Annotated in this window: 22 protein-coding genes; 3 read left to right on the top strand and 19 right to left on the bottom strand. The window is 70.5% G+C overall.

Annotated features, from left to right (window positions below; translation table 11 throughout):
- Nucleotides 1–365 precede the first annotated feature (365 nt).
- The 5 genes from alaS to IE195_RS19695 all read right to left on the bottom strand — a co-directional run bounded on the left by alaS (nt 366) and on the right by IE195_RS19695 (nt 5,557).
- Nucleotides 366–3,032 (bottom strand): alanine--tRNA ligase, encoded by a 2,667-nt coding sequence (gene alaS, locus IE195_RS19715; protein WP_191273585.1) that lies wholly within the window; start codon nt 3,030–3,032, stop codon nt 366–368.
- 349 nt (nt 3,033–3,381) lie between these two features.
- Nucleotides 3,382–4,008, bottom strand: coding sequence for a hypothetical protein (locus IE195_RS19710; RefSeq protein ID WP_191273583.1), 627 nt, complete (start codon nt 4,006–4,008; stop codon nt 3,382–3,384).
- Between the two features lie 168 nt (nt 4,009–4,176).
- Nucleotides 4,177–4,764 (bottom strand): hypothetical protein, encoded by a 588-nt coding sequence (locus IE195_RS19705; RefSeq protein WP_191273581.1) that lies wholly within the window; start codon nt 4,762–4,764, stop codon nt 4,177–4,179.
- A 119-nt stretch (nt 4,765–4,883) separates the two neighbouring features.
- The gene (locus IE195_RS19700; RefSeq protein WP_191273579.1) at nt 4,884–5,168 is read right to left on the bottom strand and encodes a hypothetical protein; all 285 of its coding nucleotides are present in this window, start codon (nt 5,166–5,168) and stop codon (nt 4,884–4,886) included.
- Nucleotides 5,165–5,557, bottom strand: a complete 393-nt coding sequence (locus IE195_RS19695) for a DUF948 domain-containing protein (protein ID WP_191273577.1) — start codon at nt 5,555–5,557, stop codon at nt 5,165–5,167. Before IE195_RS19695 ends, IE195_RS19700 begins: the two co-directional genes overlap by 4 nt.
- A gap of 392 nt (nt 5,558–5,949) precedes the next feature.
- Here IE195_RS19695 and IE195_RS19690 point away from each other — a divergent pair, with 392 nt between their 5' ends.
- Nucleotides 5,950–7,518 (top strand): serine/threonine-protein kinase, encoded by a 1,569-nt coding sequence (locus IE195_RS19690; protein ID WP_191273575.1) that lies wholly within the window; start codon nt 5,950–5,952, stop codon nt 7,516–7,518.
- A gap of 80 nt (nt 7,519–7,598) precedes the next feature.
- On the opposite strand, the gene IE195_RS19685 is transcribed toward IE195_RS19690, so the two are convergent.
- The gene (locus IE195_RS19685) at nt 7,599–8,930 is read right to left on the bottom strand and encodes a replication-associated recombination protein A (protein WP_191273572.1); all 1,332 of its coding nucleotides are present in this window, start codon (nt 8,928–8,930) and stop codon (nt 7,599–7,601) included.
- A 51-nt stretch (nt 8,931–8,981) separates the two neighbouring features.
- On the bottom strand, nt 8,982–11,018 hold the full coding sequence (locus IE195_RS19680; protein ID WP_191273570.1) for a SpoIIE family protein phosphatase: 2,037 nt from the start codon (nt 11,016–11,018) through the stop codon (nt 8,982–8,984).
- 576 nt (nt 11,019–11,594) lie between these two features.
- On the opposite strand from IE195_RS19680, the gene IE195_RS19675 reads away from it, so the two are divergent.
- Entirely contained in the window at nt 11,595–11,735 is a 141-nt protein-coding gene (locus IE195_RS19675; protein WP_191273568.1) for a hypothetical protein, read from the top strand.
- A gap of 120 nt (nt 11,736–11,855) precedes the next feature.
- Here the strand turns inward: IE195_RS19675 and aspS are convergent, their stop codons facing one another.
- Together aspS and IE195_RS19665 are read right to left on the bottom strand one after the other, a co-directional pair.
- Nucleotides 11,856–13,625: an aspartate--tRNA ligase gene (gene aspS, locus IE195_RS19670; RefSeq protein WP_191273566.1), complete on the bottom strand. Its 1,770-nt coding sequence runs from the start codon at nt 13,623–13,625 to the stop codon at nt 11,856–11,858.
- A 160-nt stretch (nt 13,626–13,785) separates the two neighbouring features.
- Nucleotides 13,786–14,463 (bottom strand): MBL fold metallo-hydrolase, encoded by a 678-nt coding sequence (locus tag IE195_RS19665; RefSeq protein ID WP_191273766.1) that lies wholly within the window; start codon nt 14,461–14,463, stop codon nt 13,786–13,788.
- Between the two features lie 461 nt (nt 14,464–14,924).
- On the opposite strand from IE195_RS19665, the gene IE195_RS19660 reads away from it, so the two are divergent.
- Complete coding sequence (locus tag IE195_RS19660) at nt 14,925–16,157, top strand: DUF349 domain-containing protein (protein ID WP_191273564.1); 1,233 nt, start codon at nt 14,925–14,927, stop codon at nt 16,155–16,157.
- Nucleotides 16,158–16,241: 84 nt separating this feature from the next.
- Here IE195_RS19660 and IE195_RS19655 read toward each other — a convergent pair whose 3' ends face one another.
- The 10 genes from IE195_RS19655 to IE195_RS19610 form a co-directional block, all read right to left on the bottom strand.
- Nucleotides 16,242–17,327, bottom strand: a complete 1,086-nt coding sequence (locus IE195_RS19655) for a hypothetical protein (RefSeq protein WP_191273562.1) — start codon at nt 17,325–17,327, stop codon at nt 16,242–16,244.
- A 127-nt stretch (nt 17,328–17,454) separates the two neighbouring features.
- Nucleotides 17,455–18,114 carry a DUF11 domain-containing protein gene (locus IE195_RS19650; RefSeq protein WP_191273560.1) on the bottom strand — a complete coding sequence of 220 codons (660 nt, stop codon included), beginning with the start codon at nt 18,112–18,114 and terminating at the stop codon, nt 17,455–17,457.
- 158 nt (nt 18,115–18,272) lie between these two features.
- Nucleotides 18,273–19,466, bottom strand: a complete 1,194-nt coding sequence (gene metK / locus IE195_RS19645; protein ID WP_191273764.1) for a methionine adenosyltransferase — start codon at nt 19,464–19,466, stop codon at nt 18,273–18,275.
- Between the two features lie 309 nt (nt 19,467–19,775).
- Nucleotides 19,776–20,996 carry a bifunctional phosphopantothenoylcysteine decarboxylase/phosphopantothenate--cysteine ligase CoaBC gene (coaBC, locus tag IE195_RS19640; RefSeq protein WP_505819850.1) on the bottom strand — a complete coding sequence of 407 codons (1,221 nt, stop codon included), beginning with the start codon at nt 20,994–20,996 and terminating at the stop codon, nt 19,776–19,778.
- A 140-nt stretch (nt 20,997–21,136) separates the two neighbouring features.
- Nucleotides 21,137–21,403 (bottom strand): DNA-directed RNA polymerase subunit omega, encoded by a 267-nt coding sequence (rpoZ, locus tag IE195_RS19635; protein WP_191273558.1) that lies wholly within the window; start codon nt 21,401–21,403, stop codon nt 21,137–21,139.
- A gap of 113 nt (nt 21,404–21,516) precedes the next feature.
- On the bottom strand, nt 21,517–22,107 hold the full coding sequence (gene gmk, locus IE195_RS19630) for a guanylate kinase (RefSeq protein WP_191273556.1): 591 nt from the start codon (nt 22,105–22,107) through the stop codon (nt 21,517–21,519).
- 328 nt (nt 22,108–22,435) lie between these two features.
- Nucleotides 22,436–22,759 carry an integration host factor, actinobacterial type gene (gene mihF / locus IE195_RS19625; protein WP_017546565.1) on the bottom strand — a complete coding sequence of 108 codons (324 nt, stop codon included), beginning with the start codon at nt 22,757–22,759 and terminating at the stop codon, nt 22,436–22,438.
- Between the two features lie 380 nt (nt 22,760–23,139).
- The gene (pyrF, locus tag IE195_RS19620) at nt 23,140–23,847 is read right to left on the bottom strand and encodes an orotidine-5'-phosphate decarboxylase (protein WP_191273554.1); all 708 of its coding nucleotides are present in this window, start codon (nt 23,845–23,847) and stop codon (nt 23,140–23,142) included.
- Nucleotides 23,848–24,166: 319 nt separating this feature from the next.
- Nucleotides 24,167–25,108, bottom strand: a complete 942-nt coding sequence (locus IE195_RS19615; RefSeq protein WP_191273552.1) for a dihydroorotate dehydrogenase — start codon at nt 25,106–25,108, stop codon at nt 24,167–24,169.
- Between the two features lie 61 nt (nt 25,109–25,169).
- Nucleotides 25,170–26,008, bottom strand: an 839-nt coding sequence (locus IE195_RS19610) for a dihydroorotate dehydrogenase electron transfer subunit (RefSeq protein ID WP_191273550.1), incomplete at its 5' end; no start/stop codon positions are given.

Genomic DNA, 26,008 nt, shown 5'->3' with positions numbered 1-26,008 from the left:
CTGTGACGCGCCACAGTATGCCCGATTCGGTGACGGTGCGCAGAATCGCTGTTCGTCACCTGCGTGGGTGTGCTCCGCCGGGGGTCGCGGTGCGCCGTGTCGGACGGGCCGCGACGGGGCCCGGATCTGGGCACGTACCGTCAGAGTGTAGGCCACTCCGGTAGGACGTTGGGGCACCCCCGGTCGCCGTGGCACGGCTCCGCCCGGTACGGCGGGGCCGCGCACGGCCCCGATCCGGCCGGAACCGGCCCCTGCGGCGGTGGGCGGCGGACCCCGGGTGGGCCGACGACAGCGGGTGTGGAGCCCTGCGGCCCCACACCCGTCACCGTCGTCTCACCGGCCGCCCCGCGAGGACGGCACCGCTGCTAGGCCGAGGCGACGCGCGCCTCCACGGCGCGCAGGGCCTCGTCCACCTTGCTCGCGTCACTGCCGCCGCCCTGGGCGATGTCCGGCTTGCCGCCGCCACCGCCGCCGAGGGCGCGGGCCGCGATCCCCACGAGCTCGCCCGCCTTGATCCCGGCCTTCTGCGCGGCCTTGTTCGCCGCGATCACCACGACGGGACGGTCCTTGGGCACCGCCGTCATCGCCACGACCACGGGCTCGTCCTCCCCGAGGCGACCACGTACGTCGAGCACCAGCTTGCGCAGGTCGTCGCCGCTGGCGCCTTCGGGCGCCCCGGTGGCCACCACCAGGGCCGAACCGTGGCGGCGCGCACCCGCCGCGATCTCGCCGGCGGCCTGGAGCACCTGCGCGGCACGCAGCTTCTCGATCTCCTTCTCCGCGGTGCGCAGTCGGGAGACCATCGAGTCGATCCGCTCGGGCAGCTCCTCACGCGGCGTCTTGAGCTGCTCGGAGAGCTGGCCGACCAGAGCCGACTCCTTGGACAGGCGCTTGAACGCGTCCACGCCCACGGCCGCCTCGACCCGGCGCACACCCGAGCCGATGGAGGACTCCCCCAGCAGTTTGACGATGCCCAGCCTGCTGGTGGACCCGACGTGCGTGCCACCGCAGAGCTCGACCGAGTAGTCGCTCATCTCCACGACCCGCACCTGGTCGCCGTACTTCTCGCCGAACATGGCCAGGGCGCCCATCTTCAGCGCCTCGTCCAGGCTCCTCTCCTCGGTCCGGACCTCGATGTCGCCGGCGAGGACGGTGTTGACCTCCTCCTCGACCTCGGCCAGGCGGTCCCCGCCCAGCGCGTTGTCGGCGGTGAAGTCGAACCGCAGCTGGCCGGGCCGGTTCTCCGAACCCGCCTGTCCGGCCGAGGGGCCGAGCGTGTTGCGCAGCGCCGAGTGGATGAGGTGGGTGGCGGAGTGGGACCGCTCGATGGCGTGACGGCGCCCGGTGTCGATCTCCGCGTGCACGGTGTCGTCCAGGACGATCTCGCCCGAACGGACGGTGCCCCGGTGCACGAACAGGCCCGGGAGCGGTTTCTGGACGTCCTCGACCTCCACCGTGCCGCGCCCGTCCACCGACAGGGTGCCGGTGTCGGCGAGCTGACCGCCGCTCTCGGCGTAGAACGGGGTGCGGTCCAGGACGATCTCGACCCTGTCGCCGGTGCGCGCGGCCGGGACCCCGACCCCGTCCACGACGATGCCCTTGACGTGCGACTCGCTCTCGGAGTCGGTGTAGCCGAGGAAGTCGGTGTTCCCGGCCTTCTCGTGCATCTGTGCGTACAGGGAGATGTCCGCGTTGCCGAGCTTCTTGGCCTTGGCGTCGGCCTTGGCCGTGTCCTTCTGGCGCTGCATGAGCTCGCGGAAGGAGCCCTCGTCCACGCTCAGGCCCTGTTCGGCGGCCATCTCCAGGGTGAGGTCGATGGGGAAGCCGTAGGTGTCGTGGAGCTGGAAGGCGTCCGCGCCGGAGAAGACGGTGCCGCCCGCGGCGCGGGTGCGCTCCGCGGCGCGCCCGAAGAGCGTGGTGCCCGCGCGCAGGGTGTCCGCGAAGTTGCGCTCCTCGTTGTCGATGACCCCGTGGACGACCTCGGCCTTGTCGAGCAGGTCGGGGTAGATGTCCTTCATCGCGTCGATGCTGACCTCGGTCAGCTCGTGCAGGAAGAAGGACTCGGTGCCCGAGAGCAGGCGCAGGTTGCGGATGGAGCGGCGCAGGATGCGGCGCAGGACGTACCCGGCCTTCTCGTTGCCGGGCTTGACGCCGTCGCCGACGAGCATGACGGCGCTGCGCACGTGGTCGGCGACCACGCGGAGCATCACGTCCTGCTCGTTGTCGTCACCGTAGGAGGTGCCGGTCAGCTCCGCGGCCCGGTTGAGCACCCGGCCCATGATGTCGGTCTCGTAGATGTTGTCGACGCCCTGCAGGACCGCCGCCAGACGCTCCAGGCCCAGACCGGTGTCGATGTTCTTCTTGGGCAGGTCGCCGAGGATCGGGTAGTCCTTGCCGCTGCCCTCACCCCGCTCGTACTGCATGAAGACGAGGTTCCAGATCTCGATGTAGCGGTTCTCGTCCGCCTCGGGGCCGCCCTCGACTCCGTACTCGGGGCCGCGGTCGTAGAAGATCTCGGAGCAGGGGCCGCAGGGACCGGGCACGCCCATGTCCCAGTAGTTCTCGTCCATGCCCATGCGCTGGATGCGTTCGGGGCGGACCCCGACCTCGTCGCGCCAGATCCGGGCGGCCTCGTCGTCGTCGAGGTAGACGGTCACCCACAGCTTCTCCGGGTCGATCCCGAAACCGCCCTGGTCGACCGGGCTGGTGACGAGCTCCCACGCCAGCGGGATCGCCTTCTCCTTGAAGTAGTCGCCGAAGGAGAAGTTGCCCAGCATCTGGAAGAAGGTGGCGTGCCGGGAGGTCTTGCCGACCTCCTCGATGTCCTTGGTGCGGATGCACTTCTGGACGCTGGTGGCGGTGCTGTAGGAGGGTGTGCGCTGACCCAGGAAGTAGGGCTTGAAGGGGACCATGCCTGCCGGAACCAGCAGCAGGGTGGGATCCTCGGCGATCAGGCTTGCCGAGGGCACCACGGTGTGTCCGTTCTTCTCGAAGAAACTGAGGAAGCGGCGCGCGATCTCTGCCGTCTCCATTGATGCCCTCCTGTGCTTGGCTCCGCCGCCGGGCGGCGGGGTTGTCCCTGGGTGGGACCGTGGTCACGCGTGGTCGATAGGGGCCCATCGTAGAGGGAACCGCCACGCCTGCGCGCATGGTTTGCTGTGGCCGCCGGGCCCCGCACCGTTAGGACAACGGCGGTGGTCCGGCCATTCCAAGGCTATCGCCGCCGGCTACCGGCGGATCCGTGCGGAGGCCGCCGCGGCCGGGGCCCGGTGCGGACGCGCGGCCCGGTGCGGGAACACCGAAGGGCCCGGCGTGATGAGCCGGGCCCTTCACCGGTCGGTCCGGCGCCCGTACCGGGTCGACCGGCCGTGAACGGGGCGCCTAGACGCCGTAGAACGCCCGCACCTTCGGAGCGAACATGAGGCCGGTCATCGTCGCGTGGAAGACGAACGGGATCAGCGACCCGGGAGCCCCTTCCATGGAGATCGCAGCGAACACGTGGAGCACCAGGATCAGCAGCGCGACGATGTTGAAGGCGACGACGCCCCAGTAGACCCCGGTCCTGCGGCGGCCCATGACGGCGGCGAGCCAGGTCGAGGCGACGCCGTAGACCAGAGGGATCAGTGCGACGAGCGCGCCCAGGGCGCCCAGGACGCCCAGGGCGGCGGTGAGCTCGGAGCCGGACGCCTCGGACGCGCTGCCGGCGGCGGCGCCGACGCCGACGCCGAGCAGGGTGACGCCGCCCAGGATCAGGCCGAGGATGATGCCGATCGGGCCGCCGATGAACATCAGGACCCGGACCGTGGTGGCCGCACCCGGCATGGTGTCGGGTGCGCCCGGAGCGGCGCCGTACTGGGGCGGGGGCGGGACCGGGCCGCCCGGAGCACCGTAGGGCTGGCCGGCCGCGGGACCCTGGGGGTAGCCGCCGTAGCCGCCCTGCTGGGGGTACTGCGGCTGCTGGCCCTGGCCGGGGGGCTGGTGGGGGTCGGGGGAAGACGAGGGATGCACTGTGGTCCTCTCTGGGAAGACTGGGGGACGGCGGAGAAATCCTACAGATGCGGGCGGGCGCCGGCCGGGACACGGCGAAACCCGCTGCCGGCGGCCCGGCCCCGGTCGTGGGGCGGGGCCGCCTGGGAGCGCCGGGGGCTCAGGTCGGCCCGTCGGCGCCCGGGCCCGTCAGTACCCCGTGTAGGGGTTGACGGGCTGAGGGCCGTAGTAGGCACGGGTGACGGGGAGCACCATCAGGACGATCATGCCGACCGCGAAGAGCAGCGGGAGGACACCCAGGAAGCCGCCGGTGGCGACGCCGAAGACCAGCGAGAGGGCGGCCAGTGCCTGGAAGACGACGGTCATCCACAGGACCACCGCGCTGCGCCGGCCCAGGAACGAGGCCAGGGCGGTGGACACGAGGCCGTACAGGAACATGATGCCGCCCATGATCGCCATCACGATGGCGACCTCCCCGGGGCTGACGTAGGTGCCCGATGTCTGGACGCCCTCGGCGAAGCCCTGGGAGAACTCGTTGTCACCACCGGCCAGGAGCGCCACCACCAGGAGGAGTCCGCCGAAGATCAGGCCGGAGACACCCCCGATGAACATGAGCACCCGGACGGTGATGGCGGTGCCGGGCATCTTGTCGGACTGCTGCGGCGCACCGGGGAACCCGGGCGGACCCTGTTGGTAGGGGCCCTGTTGGTAGGGGCCCTGTTGGTAGGGGCCCTGTCCGCCGGGGACTGGACCATAGGACTGTTCGGGCGGGTACATGGCTTTTCCTCCATCATTGACTGGTTCGTCAACCGTACAGACGCACGGTGGAGGAAACCGGTTCGCCGTGGTGACGTCACAGTTTTGACCAGCCCGGTTCCGTCCCGCAGCCGTGGCGTTCAGCGGCTACCCGTGTCCGGGGAGTTCCCCGGCGGGGTGTCGGCGGAGCGCAGGGCCCGGTTCCCGGGCGCGTAGCGGCGCAGCATCTCGGCCTCCTCCCGGCGCACCGCCTCGGTGAGGTCCTCGTTGAGCTCCTGGAGGGCTCCCCGGTACTCGCTGACCCGGCCCTCGACCCGGTCCGCGATGCCGCCGGGGGTCAGGGCGTTGCGGGCCCGGTTGACGCGGTGGACCACGTAGCCGCCGAGCGCGGCGCCCGCGGCGAGGTAGAACAGTCTGCCGATCACCGGTTCTCCCTCCGCCTGCGGCCGCGCATCACGGCCAGGGCCTTGCGGCGCCCCAGGACCTGGCGGACGGCGTAGGAGAACGAGGCGACCCTCACCAGCGGGCCGGTGAACACCGACCGGGTCAGCGCGGTCATGGTGGAGACGTCCTCCGAGGAGGCCTGCACGTTGGCGGTGATCTCCTCGACCCGCTCCAGCGAGGTGTTGGTGCGTTCCACCGTGGAGGCCACGTCGTCCAGCAGCGGCGGGGTACGGTCCCCCAGTTCCGAGACGACCTTCGTGGTCTCGTTGATGAGCTTGATCAGTTTGACGAGCGCCACGCACATGAACGTGGCCAGCACCGCCCAGACCACCGCGGCGACGAGCGCGGCGACCTCTCCTCCGGTCAGCATGAAGGCTCCGTAGGGCAGATAGAGGGTTGCTTCGAGGGTGTGCGAACGGTCGCGGCACGCGCGGGGCGCGCACCGGTACCGCGAGGCGGGTACGGGGGGCCAGCGACTGCGCCGGGTCGGGTCTCCCGAGCCGTGTCCGCCGCCCCCGCCGGTGGGGCCGAGGCGGTCGGTTTCGGCTGACCCTATCGCGTCCCCCACACGGACGTGCGGGCACGCCACGGTGCGGCCCGTCGGTGAGTCCGGTCACGCTCGGGCCCTCCCCGGCCGGTGGAGGCCCCGGGGATCGACGGAAGCAGGTGTCTTCCGGGAGAATCACTACAGAGCGGGAACTTCACTACGATGTCCGGACACCTCAGCCGCTCATTGGCCTCAGAAGCACCGACAGGACACGCATGAGCCCTCGTTCTCCCCGAGAGATCTCCGTACTGGTACCACCGGACCTGGCACCCCTCTACCCCGACGATCCGACACGGATCGGCCCCTATCTCGCCCTGGGACGCCTGGGGCAGGGCGCTACCGGTACCGTCTACGCCGCGGTGGACACCTCCTCCACCACCGCGGGTGACCGACTGGTCGCCGTGAAGGTGCTCCGGTCCCCCGAACTGGAGTCACCCGACGTCTACCCCGCCCTCGCCCAGAGGCTGCGCAACCTGTCCTCCGTCGACCCCCAGCGGGTGGTCGCCCCCCTGAACTTCGACGCGGACGCCAACCCGCCGTGGCTGGCCATGCCCTACCTCGCCGGCCAGCGGCTCTCCCACTACGTGACCAAACGGGGCGGCCTCGGCACCGGAAAGCTGGTCGCTCTGGCCATCGGGCTGGCCGAGGGGTTGTCCGCCCTGCACGCACGCGGGGTGGCACACGGTTCGCTGCGGCCCAGCGAGGTCCTCCTGGAGTCGCACGGTCCGCACATCATGGAGTGCGCCGTCGCCGCGGACTCCGAGCGGCTGCGCGGTTCCGGGGCCACATGGCTGAGCCCCGAGCGCTATCGGGGCGGTGTGGCGACCCCGGCCGCGGACGTCTTCGCCTGGGGCGCCGTCGTGGCGTTCGCCGGGACCGGGCGGCTGCCCTTCGGCACCGGCGAGCCCGAGGAGATCTCCCAGCGGGTGGCGTCCGGTTCCTTCTCCCTGGACGGCCTGGCCAAGGGGTTGCGCCCGGTCGTGGGCCGGGCCCTGGACCCGAACCCGGACCAGCGGCCCAGCCTGCGGGAGGTCATCGGCGCGGTCATCGCGGTCTGGCAGGCCGAGAACACCGAGCAGGGTGCGGTCCCCGCGCCCGGGGACCGCGAGGAGATCGGGCGGATCCTCGAACGCGAGTGGCACGCCGTGGAACCCGCCCCGCGTGTCCCCGAGGTGATCCGGTTGGAGGGGCGGCTGTCCAACCACCGTCCCTCCCGAGCCCTCTTCCTGACGGGTGTGGTGGCGGTGGCCGGCGTGCTCATCGGCGGCGGCGCCTGGGGGATCGCCCAGGTGACCGGTGGCGGCACCGAAGCCGGTCCGGTGGCGGAGGAGGTTCCGGAGGAGCCGGAGGAGACCGCCTCGGAGGAAGAGGAGGACCCGCGCACCCTGGTGGTCCGGTTCGATCCCGCCGAGCAGGAGGAGCCGGAAGACGGGGACGGGGAACGGGTGTGGGTGTACACCCCGGTCACCCGGGACGGCGAGATCCCGCGCAACCAGGGGATTCCGAGCCACGAGGCCTGGTCCGAGCAGTGGGAGGAGGCCGGGGAACCCGGTCAGGCGGTCATCCGGACCGACGCCGAGGTGCTGTGCGCCAGGTTCTGTGCCGCGCCCGAGCACGTCTTCCTCGACGAGGAGGCGCGCGGCACCTGGGAGCTGAGCGGGAGCGACTTCATCGACTACCTCTCCTGGGGGCCGGTGATGATCGTGGAGATCACCTTCGCCGAGGACCAGGAGGGTGAGGGGCCCCGCGAGGTGGTGGAGGTCGTCGAGCTGTTCTCCGACTGAACCGCGGCCCGGAGCGCGGCCCGCCGGGGCCCCCGGCGGGCCGCACGCGTTCCCCGGCCCCGGGGCCGCCCGCCGGTCCCCTAGCCGCCCTTGAGGACGTTCCTGATCCGTTGGAGGACCTCGGTGAACCGCCGTTCGGTCCCGTGCTGGGTGGGACGGTAGTACTCGCGCTCGGTGAGCCCCTCGGGGGCGTGCTGCTGCGGAGCGACCCCGCCCGGGTAGTCGTGGGCGTAGCGGTAGCCCTTGCCGTGCCCGAGATCGGCGGCGCCCTTGTAGTGGCCGTCGCGCAGGTGCGGCGGGACCGGGCCGGCCCGTCCCGCGCGCACGTCCGCCATCGCCTCGTCGATGGCGGTGATGACCGCGTTGGACTTGGGGGCCAGGCTGATGTGGATGACCGCCTGGGCCAGGTTGATGCGCGCCTCGGGCATACCGATGAGCTCCACCGCCTGGGCTGCCGCGACCGCGGTCTGCAGGGCCGTGGGGTCGGCCATCCCCACGTCCTCGCTGGCGTGCACGACCAGGCGCCGGGCGATGAAGCGGGGGTCCTCTCCCGCCTCGACCATGCGTGCCAGGTAGTGCAGGGCGGCGTCGGGGTCGGATCCGCGCATGCTCTTGATGAAGGCGCTGATGACGTCGTAGTGCTGGTCGCCGGAGCGGTCGTAGCGCACGGCGTGGCGGTCGACGGCCCGTTCGACGTGGTCGGCGGTGATCTCCACGGGTTCGGCGCCCACCGGGCCGGAGACCAGCGCGGCGGCCTCCAGGTAGGTCAGGGATCGGCGCCCGTCTCCCCCTGCCAGGCGGATGAGGTGGTCGCCGCCCTCCTCCGTGAGGGTGTAGCGGCCGTCCAGCCCGCGCTCGTCGGTCAGTGCCCGGTCGACCAGGGCCCGGACGTCGGAGTCGTCGAGGGACTCCAGGGACAGCAGCAGGGAGCGGGAGAGCAGTGGGCTGACCACGGAGAAGAAGGGGTTCTCGGTGGTGGCGCCGATGAAGCTGACCCAGCGGTTCTCCACCGCGGGCAGCAGGGCGTCCTGCTGGGTCTTGTTGAAGCGGTGCACCTCGTCGACGAAGAGCAGGGTGCGGGTGCCGTGCATACCCATGCGGCGTTTCGCCTCGTCGACGACGGCCCGCACGTCCCTGACCCCGGCGTTGACCGCGGAGAGCTCCACGAACCGGCGCTGGGTGACCCGGCTGACCACGCTGGCCAGGGTGGTCTTCCCGGTCCCCGGCGGCCCCCACAGGAACACGGACATGGGCGCGTCGTCCTCGACCAGGCGGCGCAGCGGGCTACCCTCGCCCAGGAGGTGGCGTTGGCCCACGACCTCGTCGAGGGAGCGCGGCCGCATGCGTACGGCCAGCGGTTCCTGCCCCTTGGCGGCCTCGGCCCCGGCATCGTCGAACAGTGTTTCGGACACCTACCCAGGTTAGGTGAGGCCGAGGACGCTCCCGGCCGGTTCCGGTGTTCCTCAGCCCGCGTTGACGGGCAGGTTCTCCGGGCTCTCCGCCTGCTCGGGAGGCGGTGTCGCGCGCGGGATCATCCGGGTGACCAGGAGCGCGATGTCGTCGCCCCGGCCCGCGGGCGCCATCTCGGCCAGGACCTGGGCCGCGGCCCTGGGGTTCTCCCCGTGTTCGGCGAGCGCCTCCCCGACCTGGGCCAGACCGTCCTGCATGGTGACCTCGGAGCTCTCCACGAGCCCGTCGGAGCACAGCAGCAGCGTGGTGCCCGGGGCCAGGACCCGGGTGGTCACGGTGTACTCGGTGTCCGCGAGCACGCCCAGGGGCGGGCCGGTCTCGGGGGCCCACAGCTCGTAGCTCCCCCTGGACGCGAGCACCGCGGGGGGCTGGCCCGCCCAGGCAGCCTGCATGACGCCGCTCCCCCGGTCCACCACGAGGTAGCCGCAGGTGGCGAAGACGATCTCACCCGTCTCGGTGAGCAGCCGGTTGGTTTCGCCCAGGACCACGCCGGGGTCGGACTGGTTGGTCGCGTAGGCGCGGAAGGCGACACGGATCTGGCCCATGGCCGCGGCCGCCTCCACCCCGTGGCCCTGCACGTCCCCGACGAGGAGTCCCACCTTGTTGTCCGGGAGCTCGATGACGTCGTAGAAGTCGCCGCAGATCCGCCACTCCGCGCGGGAGGGCAGGTACTTGGTGGCGATGTCCATGTCGGGAAAGCTCGCCACCTGGCGGGGCAGCATCCGGCGTTGCACGGCATCGGCCAGCTCGAGCTCGGCCTGCTGGGCCTTGATCCGCTGGAGCGCCTGACCGGCCAGGCCCGCGAAGGTGAGCATGAGTGCGCGTTCGTCGCGGCTGGCGTGGTGGGGCCGGTCCCAGACCATCTGCCACACCCCGAGGGCGATCTTGCCGTCACCGAAGATCGGCACGGTGGCCCAGGCCTGGCCGCGGACCGAGCGCATCAGTTCGACCGCGGCGGGGAACCGGCTGACGATCTCGGCACGGCTCTCGAAGAAGCGGGGCTGGCGGTCCTGGATGACCGCGCCCATCGGGAAGTCGGTGTCGTCGGCGCGACGGCCGTCGATGTGCTCCACGTAGCCGCGCTCGCGGGCGCTGGGCGAGGTGCGCAACAGCCCCTCCTCGACGTAGAGGGCCGCGGCGCCGGTACCGCCGAAGATCGGCAGGAACTCCTCACTGAGCAGGTCCATGACCTTGTCGACGGTGGTGGCCGAGACGAGTTTGGAGGACAGTTCGGTGACCAGGCGGCCGTGTTCGGCCTCGGTGCGGCGGCGGTCGGCGAGTCTGCGCACCAACTGGACGTGCTCGGTGACGTCGTCGACGATCCCCACGAGGCGGTCGGGCTGCCCGGGTACGTACCGGGCCCGCACGTGCAGGGAGCGTTCGTCGCCGAGGCGGTCGAAGATCCGGAAGCGCTGCTCGTAGTCGCGCCCGGCGAAGGAGACCGCGATGGCGTCGCGCACACGGGCCGTGTCGTCCGGGTGGACGCGTTCGAGGATGTGTTCGAGCTCGCGGTCGTCCCCGGCCAGGAGGCCGCCCAGCGGGGTCGGGCCGAAGAGTTCCCGGAGGCGGCCGTTGCTGAGGTCCAGGCTCCACAGGACGGAGTCGGAGTTGTCGGTGCGCAGGTCCCCGACCACGCGCAGGTCGGCCTCCTCGGTGGACAGCGCGTGGAAGAGCACGATCGCACCGGAGGCGGGCCCGTGGTCGTCGGTGAGGGGGCGCAGCCCGATCTCCGCCATCCGGGAGGATTTGTCGGTGACCGCCAGGCGCAGGCGGGATCGGCGGGCCCAGTTCCCGGAGACCGCCTCCTGATGGGCCCGTGCCCCGTGCTCGACGTCATGGGATTCCAGGAGGTCGAACCAGGGCCTGCCGGTGAGTTCCGCCTCGTCCGCGCCGAACAGTTCGGTGAGCGCCTGGTTGGCGTGCTGGATCGCGCCGTCGGCCCCGGTGACCGCCATGGGCTCGGGTGCGTGGCGGAACGCCTCCGCGAGAGCGTTCTCGGAGCCACCGCCTGAAGCGCGTTTTCCGTTCACGTATGACTCATCCTCATGTCGGCTCGGACGTCACACCCGCGCTCCGGCGCGGTCACCCCTGGAACGTACCGATTCGGCTCATTGTAGTGTCCGGCGGCGGCCCCGGCCCGGGTGGGAACCGGGGCGGGCGTATCGGCGCCCCGCCCGTCGGCTGCACCGCCTCGTCGGGCACGGACCCTCATGGTCCATCAACGCGACGGGGTAACGGCTGCTTCCGCTCCGGTGGCCGCACCCTACCGACCCCGAGGCGTGAATCGTTACGCTCGTGTGACTCGGCGGCACAGAAATGCACTCCGCTCCCACCTCGCCCCGAATGGGGGCGGTCCCGCTGGTGCACCGTGTTCACTCCAGGACACGTGCGATTCGCGGCGTGGGAGGGTGATTCGCCCCCAACGGTAGGGGATGACGGGCCCGACCGCATCCGGGTGCCATCGACTTCCCCTTTACGGGCGGACTATTTGACCTGTTAATCACCTTTTCTTCGCATTCTGACCGAATGTGGCAAGTTCGAAGTGCGGTTATTACGGGCACCGAACTGTTCAGCCGAGAACTCGTCCGACCCCCCGAGGACTCACCATGCACCCTGCACGCGCCCGCTCCGTGACGGGACGGCTCCTTCACGGCACCACGTGGAACTGGACCTGTCGGCTCTGCACCTACAGCAACCCCGACGACGAGGACATCTGCTGCCAACAGTGCGGCGCGGCCAAACGCTGAACGACGGCGGGGCGGCACACGGCAGAACCGTGTGCCGCCCCGTGGCGAACGCTCCCGGAGGAGGGGCGGGGCCGCCGGGCTCCGGGTGGCTCCGGACTCCGACGCCCCGCTGTCGCGCGTCTACTTCTTCTGGTCCTTCGGCGGAACCACCGTGCGGATGTGCACGTCCTTCAACTGCTGGTCGGAGACGGCCGCGGGGGCGCCCATCATCAGGTCCTGCGCGTTCTGGTTGAGCGGGAAGGCGATGGTCTCCCGGATGTTGGGCTCGTCGGCGAGGAGCATCACGATCCGGTCGATGCCGGGGGCGATGCCGCCGTGCGGCGGGGCGCCGAACTTCAGCGCCCTGAGCATGCCGCCGAACTCGGCCTCGACCGCTTCCTTGTCGTAGCCCGCGATGTCGAAGGCCCGGTACATGATCTCGGGCGAGTGGTTCCGGATCGCCCCGGAGGACAGCTCCACACCGTTGCAGACGATGTCGTACTGCAAGGCGAGGATGTCCAGCGGGTCCTTGTTCTCGAGCGCGTCCATTCCGCCCTGAGGCATGGAGAACGGGTTGTGGCTGAACTCGATGTGGCCCTCGTCGGAGCGCTCGAACATCGGGAAGTCCACGATCCAGCAGAAACGGTAGACCTTCTCCTCGAAGAGGTCGGCGCGCTTGCTCGCCTCCACACGGACCGGGGCCATGATCCGGTTGATCTCGGCGTCGTCCTCGCTGGCGCAGAAGAACAGGCCGTATCCGGGACCGGCACCGAGGGTCTGGAGGAGCTCGTCGGTGATCTCGGTGACGAACTTGGCGATGGGACCGGTCAGCTCGCCGTTCTCGCCGACCTTCAGCCAGGCCAGGCCCTTGGCGCCGTTCTCGACCGCGAAGTCGCCGATGCCGTCGAAGAACTTGCGGGGCTTGTCGCCCACCTGGGGCACGGCCAGGGCCCGGACCCTCTTGCCCTCGAAGGCGCGGAAGTCGGTCTTGCCGAAGAGCTCGGTGACGTCGAGCATCTTCATCGGCGCACGCAGGTCGGGCTTGTCGGTGCCGTACCACTCAAGGGCGTCGCGGTAAGCGATGCGCGGGTAGGGGGACGTGATCTCCCAGTCCGTGGAGAACTCCCGGAAGACCTCGGTCATGACCTTCTCGATGACCTCGAAGACGTCCTCCTGCTCGACGAAGCTCATCTCCACGTCGAGCTGGTAGAACTCGCCGGGCGAGCGGTCGGCGCGGCTGTCCTCGTCACGGAAGCAGGGGGCGATCTGGAAGTAGCGGTCGAACCCGGCGATCATCAGGAGCTGCTTGAACTGCTGCGGCGCCTGGGGCAGGGCGAAGAACTCCCCCGGGTGCAGGCGCGAGGGCACGAGGAAGTCGCGGGCACCCTCGGGGCTGGAGCTGGTCAGGATCGGGGTCTGGAACTCGTTGAAGCCCAGCTCCGTCATCTTCTGGCGGATGTAGGCCACCACCTGCGAGCGCAGCATGACGTTGCGGTGCATCCGCTCCCGGCGCAGGTCCAGGAAGCGGTAGGTGAGGCGGCGCTCCTCGGAGGTGTTGTCCTCGGGGAAGACCGTCAGGGGAAGCTCCTCGGTGGTGCCGAGGACCTCCACCTGCGCCGCCTCGATCTCGATCTCACCGGTGGGCAGGTTCGGGTTGACGTTCTCGGCGCTGCGCGCGCTGACCAGCCCCGTGACCTGGATCACCGACTCCTTGGAGATCCGGCTGAGCTCCTCGAACACCGGGGACTCGGGGCGGGCCATGAGCTGCGTGACGCCGTAGTGGTCGCGCAGGTCGACGAAGAGCAGGCCGCCGAGGTCACGGCGGTTGTGCACCCAGCCAGAAAGGCGCGCTTGCTGCCCGACGTGCTCCTTACGGAGCTGACCACACGAATGAGTCCTGTAACGATGCATGAGTTACCAAGTCCACTAACTACACGGCTGAGCGAGGATGCCGGGGAGCCCGTGACCGGGCCCGGCTGAAGGCATGGCATTGCCCCTTGAACATCTGGAATCCTACCGCCAACGGCACCACCTGGCCTCCTGGTCGGAACGGCGGGGCAGGGCCGGGAGGTCAGCCCGCGACGCCGCGCAGGTACGGGTTGGTGGCGCGCTCGCGCCCCACCGTGGTGGCGGGACCGTGCCCGGGCAGGACCTGGGTGTCGTCGCGGCGGGCCAGGACCGCCCTGGCGAGGCTGGCCGTCATGGCGGCGCCGTCGCCGCCCGGGAAGTCCGTGCGGCCGACGGACCCGGCGAAGACCAGGTCACCGGCGAACATCACCGGCACCCCGTCCTCGGTGTACGTGACGTAGACGACCGAACCCGGGGTGTGCCCCGGGGTGTGCTCGACGGTGAACTCCATCCCAGCCAGGCTGAGCACCGCACCGTCCTGGACCTCGACCAGGTGGGCGGGCTCGGGGTGGGGGCCGGGCCCCAGGAGCATCTGGAGCTGGGCGGCGAAGCCCGCATCGACTCCGGCGGCGGGCTCGGTGAGCAGACCGCGGTCCGCACCGTGCAGGTGCACCGGAATCCCGTGGCGGTCACCGAGTTCGGCGGCCGACCAGACGTGGTCGAAGTGTCCGTGGGTCAGCAGGACGGCGGTCGGGGTGAGCCCGTGTTCGGCCAGGACTCCGGCCACTTGGGGGGCGGCGTCCTGGCCCGGGTCCACGATGACGCAGTCGCCGCCCGGGGCCGGTGCGAGCACGTAGCAGTTCGCGGAGAGGGGCCCGGTGGGAAGTGCGGCGATGAGCACGGCGGAGGTCATCCTGTCCTGGTGGTTTTCACTGGCCACGGGGGACGCCCGAACACGGCCGGGCCACAGGCCCCCGGCCGCAGAGCCTACCGAGCCGGGTCGGGACGGGCGAACCGGTGGCTTCTCGGCGAACGCGTTTGATCACCATTCGATCACCGCGCGCGCCCGGGCTCTTTGCCAAAGCGCGTGGTAGTGCCATATTGGTCACCGTCGTCGTGTACACCGAGGTCTTCGACCTGTGCCTCCCTTTTCGGGGCGGGTGCCGAACCCGGCCGACGGCACGACAGCGGGAGCAGACCTCTCGATCTGCGTTGATGTGAGACACGGCGCGTCGTTGTCCGCCGAAACGTATGGATATCGTGCTGGTGCACGGTGGTTCCCATCACGAACAGGCACGGATGCCGCCGCGACGACCCGAACCCGACCCCGACCGGCCGGGTTCATGACAGCAGGAGGACACGGTGACCACGGACCCTTGGGGCCGCGTAGACGAAGACGGCACGGTCTATGTGCGCACAGGCGAAGGCGAACGGGTCGTCGGATCCTGGCAGGCGGGCGCGCCAGAGGAGGCCCTGGCCTTCTTCCGACGCAAGTACGACTCTCTGGTCACCGAGGTGGAGCTGCTGGAGAAACGGCTCCGCAGCACGGATCTGTCCGCCACCGCGGCGATGGCCAACATCGACAAGCTGCGTACGGCGGTCAAGGACGCGAACGCGGTGGGTGACCTGGACTCACTGTCCCAGCGACTGGACAAGCTGGCCGACCGCGCCGAGGAGCGCAAGGTCGAGCAGAAGCAGGCCCAGGAGCAGGCCCGCAGCCAGGCCCGCGAGATCAAGGAGCGGATCGTCGCCGAGGCCGAACGGGTCGCGGTGGAGACCACGCACTGGAAGTCCGGCGGCGAGCGCATGCTCCAGCTCATCGAGGAGTGGAAGAAGGCCCCCCGGGCCGACCGCCCCACCGAGCAGGCTCTGTGGAAGCGCATGTCCGCGGCCCGCAACTCCTTCTCCAAGCGGCGCAAGACCTACTTCGCCAATCTGGACCAGCAGCGCGAAGGCGTGCGTGCCGAGAAGGAGCGCATCGTCTCCGAGGCAGAGGCCCTCTCGAACTCCACGGACTGGGGGCCCACCGCCCGCGCCTACCGGGACCTGATGCAGCGGTGGAAGGCCAGCGGCCGGGCTGACCGGAGCAGCGAGGACAAGCTGTGGGGCCGCTTCAAGGCCGCCCAGGACGTCTTCTTCGACGCGCGCAACGCGACCTTCGCCGAACGTGACGCCGAACTGCGGGTCAACGCCGAGGCCAAGGAGCGCATCCTGGCGGAGGCCAAGGACGAGATCCCGGGTATCTCCGACCCGCGCCGTGCCCGCGCCCGTCTGCGTGACTTCCAGGAGGCCTGGGAGGAGGCCGGTGAGCTGCCCCGGGACGTACGGGACCAGCTGGAGGGCGCGTTCCGGCAGATCGAAGACGGGGTGCGCCGGGCGGAGGACGCGGAGTGGGAGCGCACGAGCCCCGAGGCACGTGCCCGCGCCAAGGACACCGTCGACCAACTGTCGACGGCGATCGCGGGGCTGGAGGCCAAGCTGGAGAAGGCCAGGGCCGCTGACGACGCCCGCCGGATCAAGGAGCACGAGGCCGCTCTGGAGGCGCGCCGCTCCTGGTTGGCCGAGGCGGAGAAGGCTCTTGACGAGATGAGCTGACGCTCCGCAGGAAAGGCCACGGGCCGCACCCCCGAGCAGGGGTGCGGCCCTTTCGCGCTCTCGGACCGGTCGTGACCGGGTGCGCTAGCTGTCGTCCTCCTCCGTGGCGGGACGGCGGCGCCCGATCACCATGGCGCCGATACCGGTCAGGGCCGCCAGAAGGCCGCTCACCGCAGGGATCGCGGCGGACGCACCGGTCTGCGCGAGGACGGGCTCGGCATCGTGTTCGGGGGCTTCGTGCTTGTGGTCAGGGTGCTCGTGGCCGTCGTGCCCGTCGTGCCCATCGTGGCCGTCGTGCCCATCGTGGCCGTCGTGCCCATCGTGGCCGTCGTGCCCGTCCTTGCCGTCCTTGCCGTCCTTGCCGTCCTTGCCGTCCTTGCCGTCCTTGCCGTCCTTGCCGTCCTTCCCGTCCTTGCCGTCCTTGCCGTCCTTGCCGTCCTTCCCGTCCTTCCCGTCCTTCCCGTCCTTCCCGTCCTTCCCGTCCTTGCCGTCCTTCCCGTCCTTCCCGTCCTTGCCGTCCTTCCCGTCCTTGCCGTCCTTCCCGTCCTTGCCGTCCTTCCCGTCCTTGCCGTCCTTCCCGTCCTTGCCGTCCTTCCCGTCCTTCCCGTCCTTCCCGTCCTTCCCGTCCTTGCCGTCCTTCCCGTCCTTGCCGTCCTTCCCGTCCTTGCCGTCCTTCCCGTCCTTGCCGTCGTGGCCGTCGTGGCCGTCGTGGCCGTCGTGGCCGTCGTCGCCGTCGTGGCCGTCGTGGCCGTCGTGGCCGTCGTCGCCGTCGTACCCATAGGACTTGCCGGGCTTGTCCCCGCCGAGCTTGCCGGGCTCGCTCTCAGCCGAGGCCCCGGTGCTCTCGGCGAGATCCTCCGCAGGAGCCTGGGCAGGCTCCGGAGGGACCTCAACGGGCTCGACCGAGCGCGTGGGCTGCTCCGGCATCGTGTTCTCGACAACCTGGGGAAGCTCGACGTGCACTGGGCCGGCAGGGGCCGTGTCCACCGTGGTGACCGACTCGACCGCCTGCTCGACACGGAGGGTGTCGTCAGCGAGAGCCGGGGTCATCCCCCACAGGAACGGGGCCACGATCGCGGCACTCGCGGAGACAGCGGCCATGCGGATCAGGCTGCGAGCACTGACGGTGGATTCGGGTGCCTTGGGCGCGTACTTGGAGCAATAGTTCATACGAGGATTGTGCACAGATCGCTACTCAAAGTGACTAAGCAACATCAGCAAGTCCCGGAAAAAAGTGGTAAACCGTCGATACACGCCGATGGGCCGCGTCCTCTCGGATGCGGCCCATCGGTCCGGTCTAGCGGTGCGCGTCCAGATGGTAGACGGGCGCCCGCTCTGACGGAGCGCCGATATCGACTACGGGATCAGGGCCGGGACCACTGGGTGCCTCCGGCGCCGGACGCGGCTTTCGTGTGCCCCGGTAGCGCAGAAAGCCTCCGACGGCGACCGCGACGGAGAGGACGAGAAGCAGGCCCGCCGCCACCCAGGCAAACGGCAGTACGCGATGGACCTGGTGTACGGAGGAGGCGCAGGAGGCGAGTTGGGCCTCGACCCCCGGGCGCAAACACACGGTGCTGACCGGCTGCCGCCCCCGCTCGGGGGTCTCGGTGATCTCGGCGGTCACCGAGAGAACAGCGCGCTCACCCGGCTCCAGGGGCTGGTCCCACTCCGCCCCACCGGCCTCGGCCCCCTCGGGGGCACCCGAGACGTAGCGCATCGAGGGCGGCAGGTACTGCACGACCTGGGCCCCGGGCGCAGCCTCGTACCCGGCGTTGCGCACCCTGATCGTGTACTCCACCCGGCCACCGGCACGGAGCGGTTCCTCCGACCGCCCCTGGACGGTGACGTACAGGCTTCCCGCGCCGGGGACCGGCCCCTCGCCCTCCTGCAGCGGCTGCCCGGGTGCCGCGATCAACGCGGCCAGACCGACTGCCGACACCACCGCTGGCACGGCCATGGTGTTCCCCCTCCGCACGGCGGCACAACTAATGACTTTCTACATTTATTTGATAACACAAAGTAGTCATATTGGGCTTGTGCCATGCGGAGCCCCCGAACACACCGAAGGCGGGCGGCCGCGTACGGCCACCCGCCCCCGGGCGGATTCGTCCCCGGTCAGAGCCCCACGAACGACCGCAGCGCAGCGGCGCGGTCGGTGCGCTCCCAGGTGAACTCCGGCAGCTCACGGCCGAAGTGGCCGTAGGCGGCGGTCTTGGAGTAGATCGGGCGCAGCAGGTCGAGGTCGCGCACGATGGCGGCGGGACGCAGGTCGAAGACCTCCTTGACCGCCTTCTCGATCAGCTCCGGAGCCACCTTCTCGGTACCGAAGGTCTCGATGAACACACCCACCGGATGCGCCTTGCCGATCGCGTAGGCCACCTGGACCTCGGCACGCTCGGCCAGCTCCGCGGCGACGATGTTCTTCGCGACCCAGCGGGTGGCGTAGGCGGCGGAGCGGTCCACCTTCGACGGGTCCTTGCCGGAGAAGGCGCCGCCGCCGTGGCGGGCGTAGCCGCCGTAGGTGTCGACGATGATCTTGCGGCCGGTCAGCCCGGCGTCGCCCATCGGACCGCCGATCTCGAAGCGACCGGTCGGGTTGACCAGGAGTCGGTAGTCGTCCGACTCCAGGCCGTAGGCGGCCACGACCGGTTCGATGACGTGCTCCCGGATGTCCGGGGTCAGCATCTCCTCGAGGTGGATGTCCGCGGAGTGCTGGCTGGAGACCACGACGGTGTCCAGACGGACCGGGGTCTGGCCCTCGTACTCGACGGTGACCTGGGTCTTGCCGTCGGGTCGCAGGTAGGGAACCGTGCCGTTGCGGCGCACCTCGGAGAGCCGCTCGGAGAGCGCGTGCGCCAGCTTGATCGGCAGCGGCATGAGCTCGGGGGTCTCACGGTTGGCGTAGCCGAACATCAGGCCCTGGTCACCAGCGCCCTGCCGGTCGAGGACGTCCTCCTCGTGCTCGACACGCGCCTCGTAGGCGGTGTCGACGCCCTGGGCGATGTCAGGGGACTGTGCGTCGATGGAGACGTTGACCCCGCAGGAGTCACCGTCGAACCCCTTGGCGGAGGAGTCGTATCCGATCTCGAGGATCTTCTCGCGCACGATGGCGGGGATGTCGACATAGGTCTGGGTGGTGACCTCACCCGCGATGTGGACCTGACCGGTGGTGATCAGCGTCTCGACCGCGACCCGACTGCTGGGGTCGCTGGTGAGCATCGCGTCGAGGATCGCGTCACTGATCTGGTCGGCCATCTTGTCGGGATGGCCTTCGGTGACCGACTCGGAGGTGAAAAGGCGGCGGGACACGTTGCGTGACTCCTTGCAGCGGCTGCTGGCTGACATGTGTCGGGCGGTTTCGCTCCTCCACGGCTCCTGCCGGGGCGGCAATACCGACCGACGCGGTTGGTTATTCGTCCACTGTAACCGGACTGGTGGGGGTGGACGCCCACTGCTCGGCCTCGTCAGCCGTGCACGGACACCCGAAGGAAGTGTGTCGTACTCAGCGGTAGGAATCCAGCGTGGCGAGCAGGAGATTTACCTCCCCTCCACCACGGGCCGACCGCGGGCCGGGTACTCGGGCCGCGGCCCCGGGCCGGGCGGGCGAGCGGCCGGGGCTCAGCCCGGGAGCCGTTCGGCCACCAGGTCCCACACCCGGTCGGCGAGGTCCTCCTTGGGGCCCGTGGGAACGTCCACGACGGTTCCGTCGGCGCCCAGGACGGTCGCCTTGTTGTCGTCGGTACCGAACGCTTTCCCTCCACCGACCTGGTTGACCACGAGCAGGTCACAGCCCTTCCGGGCCAGTTTGGCCCGGCCGTTGGCGATCACGTCGTCGGTCTCCGCGGCGAAGCCCACGATGGTCTGGGCGGTCCCCTCCCTCTCCCGGGAGACGACCAGGCCGGCGAGGATGTCGGGATTCTCCACCAGTTCGATGGGGGCCGGCGCCGTACCGGACTTCTTGATCTTGGAGGCGGCGCTGTTCACCGGGCGGAAGTCGGCGACCGCCGCGGTCATCACCACCGCGTCGGCGCCGGCCCGCTCGGCCTCCACCGCCTCGGCCAACTCCACCGCCGACCCCACTCTCACCAGGTGTACGCCGGCGGGGTCGGGCAGGCCGACGTTGGCGGCGACCACGGTCACGTCGGCGCCACGAGCGGCGGCGGTCCGTGCCAGGGCGTACCCCTGCCGCCCCGAGGAGTGGTTGCCGATGAAACGGACCGGGTCGATGGCCTCGCGGGTGCCCCCGGCGGAGATCAGCACGCGCTTACCGGTGAGGTCGGGTTCCACGGCCCCGCGGCGGAGCACGAGGCGGGCGGCCTCGAACAGCTCCGCGGCCTCCGGCAGCCGCCCGCGCCCGCTGTCGGCTCCGGTGAGGCGGCCCACGGCCGGGTCCAGGACCAGGGCTCCGCGCGAGCGCAGCGTCGCCACGTTGGCCTGGGTCGCCGGATGCTCCCACATCTCGGTGTGCATCGCCGGGGCGAACACGACCGGGCAGCGGGCGGTGAGGAGGGTGTTGGTCAGGAGGTCGTCGGCCAGACCGGCGGCCGCCTTCGCCAGGATGTTGGCGGTGGCGGGCGCGACGAACACGAGGTCGGCCGTCTGGCCGATGCGCACGTGCGGAACCTCGTGGACCTGGTCCCACACGCCGGTGTCGACGGGTTGACCGGACAGGGCGGCCCAGGTGGGCTCACCGACGAAGCGCAGGGCGTCGGCGGTGGGCACGACCCGGACACGATGGCCCGACTCGGTCAGCCGACGGAGCAGCTCGCACACCTTGTAGGCGGCGATGCCCCCGCCGACGCCGAGGACCACCTGGGGAACGGATTCTGTGTCACTCACACAAGGAGTTCTACCAGGCCCGCACCCCGGCGTTTCCCGGGGACGCCCCCCGGGGACGACCGCGCCCTCCGCGCGCCCCTGACGGGCGCCGCGGAGGGCGCGGTGTTTACGACAACGACCCCGAGGGGGTCGGCGAGGGATCAGGCGCCCTCGTACGGCTCCGCGGTGAGCAGACCGGACTTGACCTCGCGCAGGGCGATGGACAGGGACTTCTCCTGGACCTGGGTCTCCACCAGCGGGCCGACGTACTCCAGCAGGCCCTCGCCGAGCTGGGCGTAGTAGGCGTTGATCTGGCGGGCCCGCTTGGAGGCCATGGTGACCAGGCTGTACTTGCTGTCGACGCACTCCAGCAGGTCGTCGATCGGCGGGTTGGTGATGCCTTCGGCGACGGGCTCGGTACCAGCCACTTTGTTACCCCCAGGGACGGTCTCCGGCTCGTCGAAAGCCGTGACGTTGGTTGGATGGAACGGTTCTCGGGGCCCGAGGCGGGGCGCCGCAGCCGGGGCCGACGCGGCCGCTATCACACCTTGGGCGCGGTCATCAACGCTAGCAGCTCGTCGCACACTTCCTGTACGGACGTGTTGACCAGGGTCGTGTCGAATTCCTTCTCCGCGGCCAGCTCGACCTTGGCGACCTCCAGCCTGCGCTGGACGACCTCGTCGGACTCGGTGCCGCGGCCGGTCAGCCTGCGTACCAGCTCCTCCCAGGAGGGCGGTGCGAGGAAGACGTGCAGGGCGTCGTCCATGGAGTCGCGCACCTGGCGCGCGCCCTGGAGTTCGATCTCCAACAGTACGGGCACCCCTCGGGCGAGCCGTTCCTCGACGGGGCCGCGCGGGGTCCCGTAGCGGTTGCCGGCGAACTGGGCCCACTCCAGGAGCTGGTTCTCGGCAACGAGGCGGTCGAACTCCTCGTCGGTGACGAAGTAGTACTGGACCCCGTCCCGCTCACCCGGCCTGGGCTTGCGGGTGGTCACCGAAACCGACAGCCACACGTCGGGGTTGACCTGGCGCAGGTGTGCGACGACCGTGCTCTTTCCCACGCCGGAGGGGCCGGAGAGGACGGTCAGCCGCTTCTCGGCCGGTCGGGACTGGTCTGCGGTCTGCGCAGGCATGTGAGATCAGGCTTCCATTCGGCTCTCCGCCACGCGGTGGGCCGCGGGCGGGCCTGGTGTGCGCTGCCTGGGGCCGGGCTCGCGGTCCGACGCGTCACCGCGCGGGCGGCTCGTGCTGGCGTTGTGGTGCGCAGCGTACGGTCGCGGGAAGCTCCCTTTATACCACCGGGCCACGGTGCGACGGACGGAGTGTGACCTGGGGCCCACCCGCCCGCCGACCGCGGCGCCGGGTACTGCTCACCGCCTGCCGCCGCCTTGGCTGCGACGGCCCCGCGCGACTGTGGGGGACGCGACGGGTGCGGTGTCGGCCGGTCTCGACGGACCGGTGTTACTTGGTGAGGTCGCCGAACTCGCTCTCCAGGGCGGCGCGCTGGTTGGTACCCAGGCCCCGGACACGGCGCGACTCAGCGATGTTGAGCCGCTCCATGATCTGTTTGGCGCGCACCTTGCCGACACCGGGGAGGGATTCCAGCAGAGCCGAAACCTTCATCTTGCCGATGACGTCGTCCTTGAGGCCGTTGGAGAGCACCTCGGACAGCGAGATGCCGCCGTTCTTCAGCTTGTTCTTGACCTCCGCACGCTCTTTTCTGGCCTTGGCGGCCTTCTCGAGAGCCGCGCTGCGCTGCTCGGGTGTGAGGGGAGGAAGGGCCACGCCGGGTCACCTCGGATTTCTACTCGTTTGTAGAGGGCGGACGCCTGCGCAAGTTAGTAGGTCTGACCCCTGTTAGGCAACGTAAAGTGCCCTTTCAAGGGCTATTTCATCGAAGGAACTACACAGGGTTACCGGTCCATAGCTTTAAGAGACGAAAAACAGGACTTTGGTCCCGATTGATGACCAGGGAAAGCGTGTCACCAGCGCAGGTCACCCAGCGGTGACGCGGGTCACTCTTTGCCATGGTTTCCTAGTTTCGGACAGACCCAATTAGTAACCGTCCGTGACCCACAACTGTGGGTGATGGGGCGGGTGCGCCGAGACGCCCGCCCCCCTCTCCCCGGCCGAACAGCGCAGCCCACGGGCCCGCGGCCGAAGGATCAGACACGGACCCCGGCACGCCGTACGGCCGCCGCGATGGAGGCCGCCGCCGCACCGGGGTCCGCGGCACGGGTGATCGGACGACCGATGACCAGAAGGTCCGCCCCTGCCTCGATCGCCTCCTCCGGGGTGGCCACCCTGGACTGGTCACCCGCGTCCGCCCCGGCCGGGCGTACGCCCGGGGTGATCAGGGTGACGTCCGGGCCCACCTCGGCACGCACGAGCGCGACCTCCTGGGGCGAGCACACCAGTGCGCGCGCGCCCGCGCCCACCGCGAGCACCGCCAGGCGTCGCACCGCGTCCCGTGCCGGACCGAGCAGCCCCACCTGCTCCAGGTCCGTCTCGTTCATGGAGGTGAGCACCGTCACCGCCGCGATCTTGGTGTCCGGCGCGGCCTCCACCGCGGCCCGGACCATGTCCGCTCCCCCACCCGCGTGAACCGTCAGGATCGAGGGCCGCAGGCCCGCCACGCTGCGCGCCGCGCCGGCGACGGTGGCGGGGATGTCGTGCAGCTTCAGGTCCAGGAAGACGCCGACGCGGTTGGCGCCGCGCACGGCGCTGATCACCTCGGGGCCGTACCGCAGGTACAGCTCCAGGCCCACCTTCACCGTGCTCACGTGCGGTGCGACCGAGGAGGCCCAGGTGGCCGCGGTCTCGATCTCGTTGGCGTCGATCGCGACGGCGATGGGCGCGGAGGGCGCGGTCATGTCGGTATCTCCAATCGTGTGCCACCGGCGGTCGGCGCCGGTGCCTGAAGCATCCGCCAGTACTTACGTCTGCGATTACAGAAGCACCGGCCGATGCACGTCCACTGTCATGTGCACACCATCAGGTGTGCGATTCCCCGGATGGGGCGCTTCATGCACCCATCCCGTGTCACTTCCCCGTAACGGCCGCTGAAACGACCCTGGGGACGCTTTCCCAACGAACCCAGCCCCTGTGTCCCGAATGCACCCGTTCGGCCACACAGAGCCATCTCAGCGCCGTTCAGGCCGGTCAGGGCGCTGTCGATCCGTGAAGCCGTCGTCACACACCGGTTCCCGGCCGGTGCGCGGCCCCCACCACGTCCGAGGCCCTGGAAACCCCCCGGGCGTCCAGTGCCTCGGTGAACTCCCTCAGCACCCGCACACAGGCCGAGGGGTCGGCGAAGTTCACCGTCCCCACCGCCACGGCGCTCGCCCCCGCAGCCATGAACTCCAGGACGTCGGTCCCGGTACGCACCCCGCCCGTCCCGATGATCGGCACCTCGGGAAAGACCTCGTGGACCCGGTAGACGCACCCCACCGCCAGGGGACGGATCGCCGGACCGGAGAGCCCGCCCATCCCCCCGGCCACCGCCGGGCGCAGGGTCCGGGTGTCCACACTCATCCCCCGCAGGGTGTTGACCATGGTCAGCCCGTCGGCGCGGGCCGCGACGCAGGCCCCGGCGAGCTCGACGACGTCGGGGACGTCCGCGGCGAGCTTGGCCAGGACCGGCACGTCGGACCGGGCGTGCGAGCGCACCGTCTGCACCACCGCCGCGGCCTGGGCCGCGTCGTCGGCGAAGTGGCGCCCCGACGGGTCCGCCGGGTTCGGGCAGGAGAGGTTGACCTCGATGGCGCCCACGCCCTCCGCCTCGGAGACCCGTCTGGCCAGCTCGCCGAACTCGCCCGCGCCCGACCCCGCGAGGGAGACGATCGCCCTCCCTCCTCGGGAGAGCAGCCACGGCAGGTCGCGCTGGAGGAAGACGTCGATCCCGGGCCCCTGCATACCCGTGGCACTGAGCATCCCGCTGGGAGTCTCCGCCATACGCGGCGCGGGTCGGCCCGCACGCGGCTCCAGCATCAACGACTTGGTGGTGACTGCGCCGATCTCGGCGATGTCGAAGAACTGCGCCAGCTCGCGCCCCGACCCCGCGCACCCGGCGGCGGTCACCACCGGGTTCGGGAGTCGCAGGGAGCCCAGTCTGGTCCTGAGGTCTGCGTTCAATTGCCTTCGCTCACTCGTGGCCTGTCAGCACGGCCCTGCTGTGGTCTCTACGGCGCTGGGATCAGGCGATGTCGCGGGCCGACTCGGCGGCGCGGGCCGCGCTGGACCCCTTCCAGCCGGGCGCGCCCAGGGCGTCGAAGGGGATCGTGCCGACATCGTCGAAGCGCACGTGTTCGCCCCGGAAGACCGGACCGTCCACGCAGGAGCGCACCATCCGGGTGATGCCGTCCTCTCCCACCACCGGGATCACGCAGCTCATACAGATACCGACACCGCACGCCATGGCCTCCTCCACCGCGACCTGCACGGGGAGCCCGTGGCTGCCCGCCACCGCCGTGACCGCCCGCAGCATCGGCATCGGACCGCAGGCGTAGACCGCGTCGGACCTGGCCTCCTCGATCACCCGGCCCAGCACGTCACAGACCCGGCCGCGCGTGCCGAAGGAACCGTCGTCGGTGGTGAAGGCGGCGGTTTCGGCGATACGGCGGGCGGTGATGGCGCTGAACACACGGTCGGCGGAGGTCGCGCCCAGCACGAAATCCACCCGGCAGCCCCGCCGGCGCAGCGACTGTGCGAGCGGGAACAGGGGCGCGCTCCCGGAGCCCCCGCCCACCAGCACGCAGTTGACCGGGTCCCGGGGCAGCGGGAAGGGGCGGCCGAGGGGGCCGACCACGTCGAGCAGATCGCGCGATCTTCGTTCGGCCAGCCAGGCGGTCCCGCTACCGCGCACCGCGAACAGGAACTCGACGGTGCCGCCGTAGTCGGGCTTGACGTCGTGCACGGCGAAGGGGCGGCGCAACAGGGTGCTGGAGTGGTCGCCGCCGACCGCCACCGACACGAACTGCCCCGAACGGAACCGTTCGGCGATACCCGGAGCGACGACGGTGATGGCGTAGTAGG

The sequence above is a fragment of the Nocardiopsis terrae genome, from assembly GCF_014651695.1.
Taxonomy (GTDB): Bacteria; Actinomycetota; Actinomycetes; order Streptosporangiales; family Streptosporangiaceae; genus Nocardiopsis; species Nocardiopsis terrae.
Note: the sequence above shows the minus strand (reverse complement) of the source record. Positions and strands in the feature narration are given on the sequence as shown.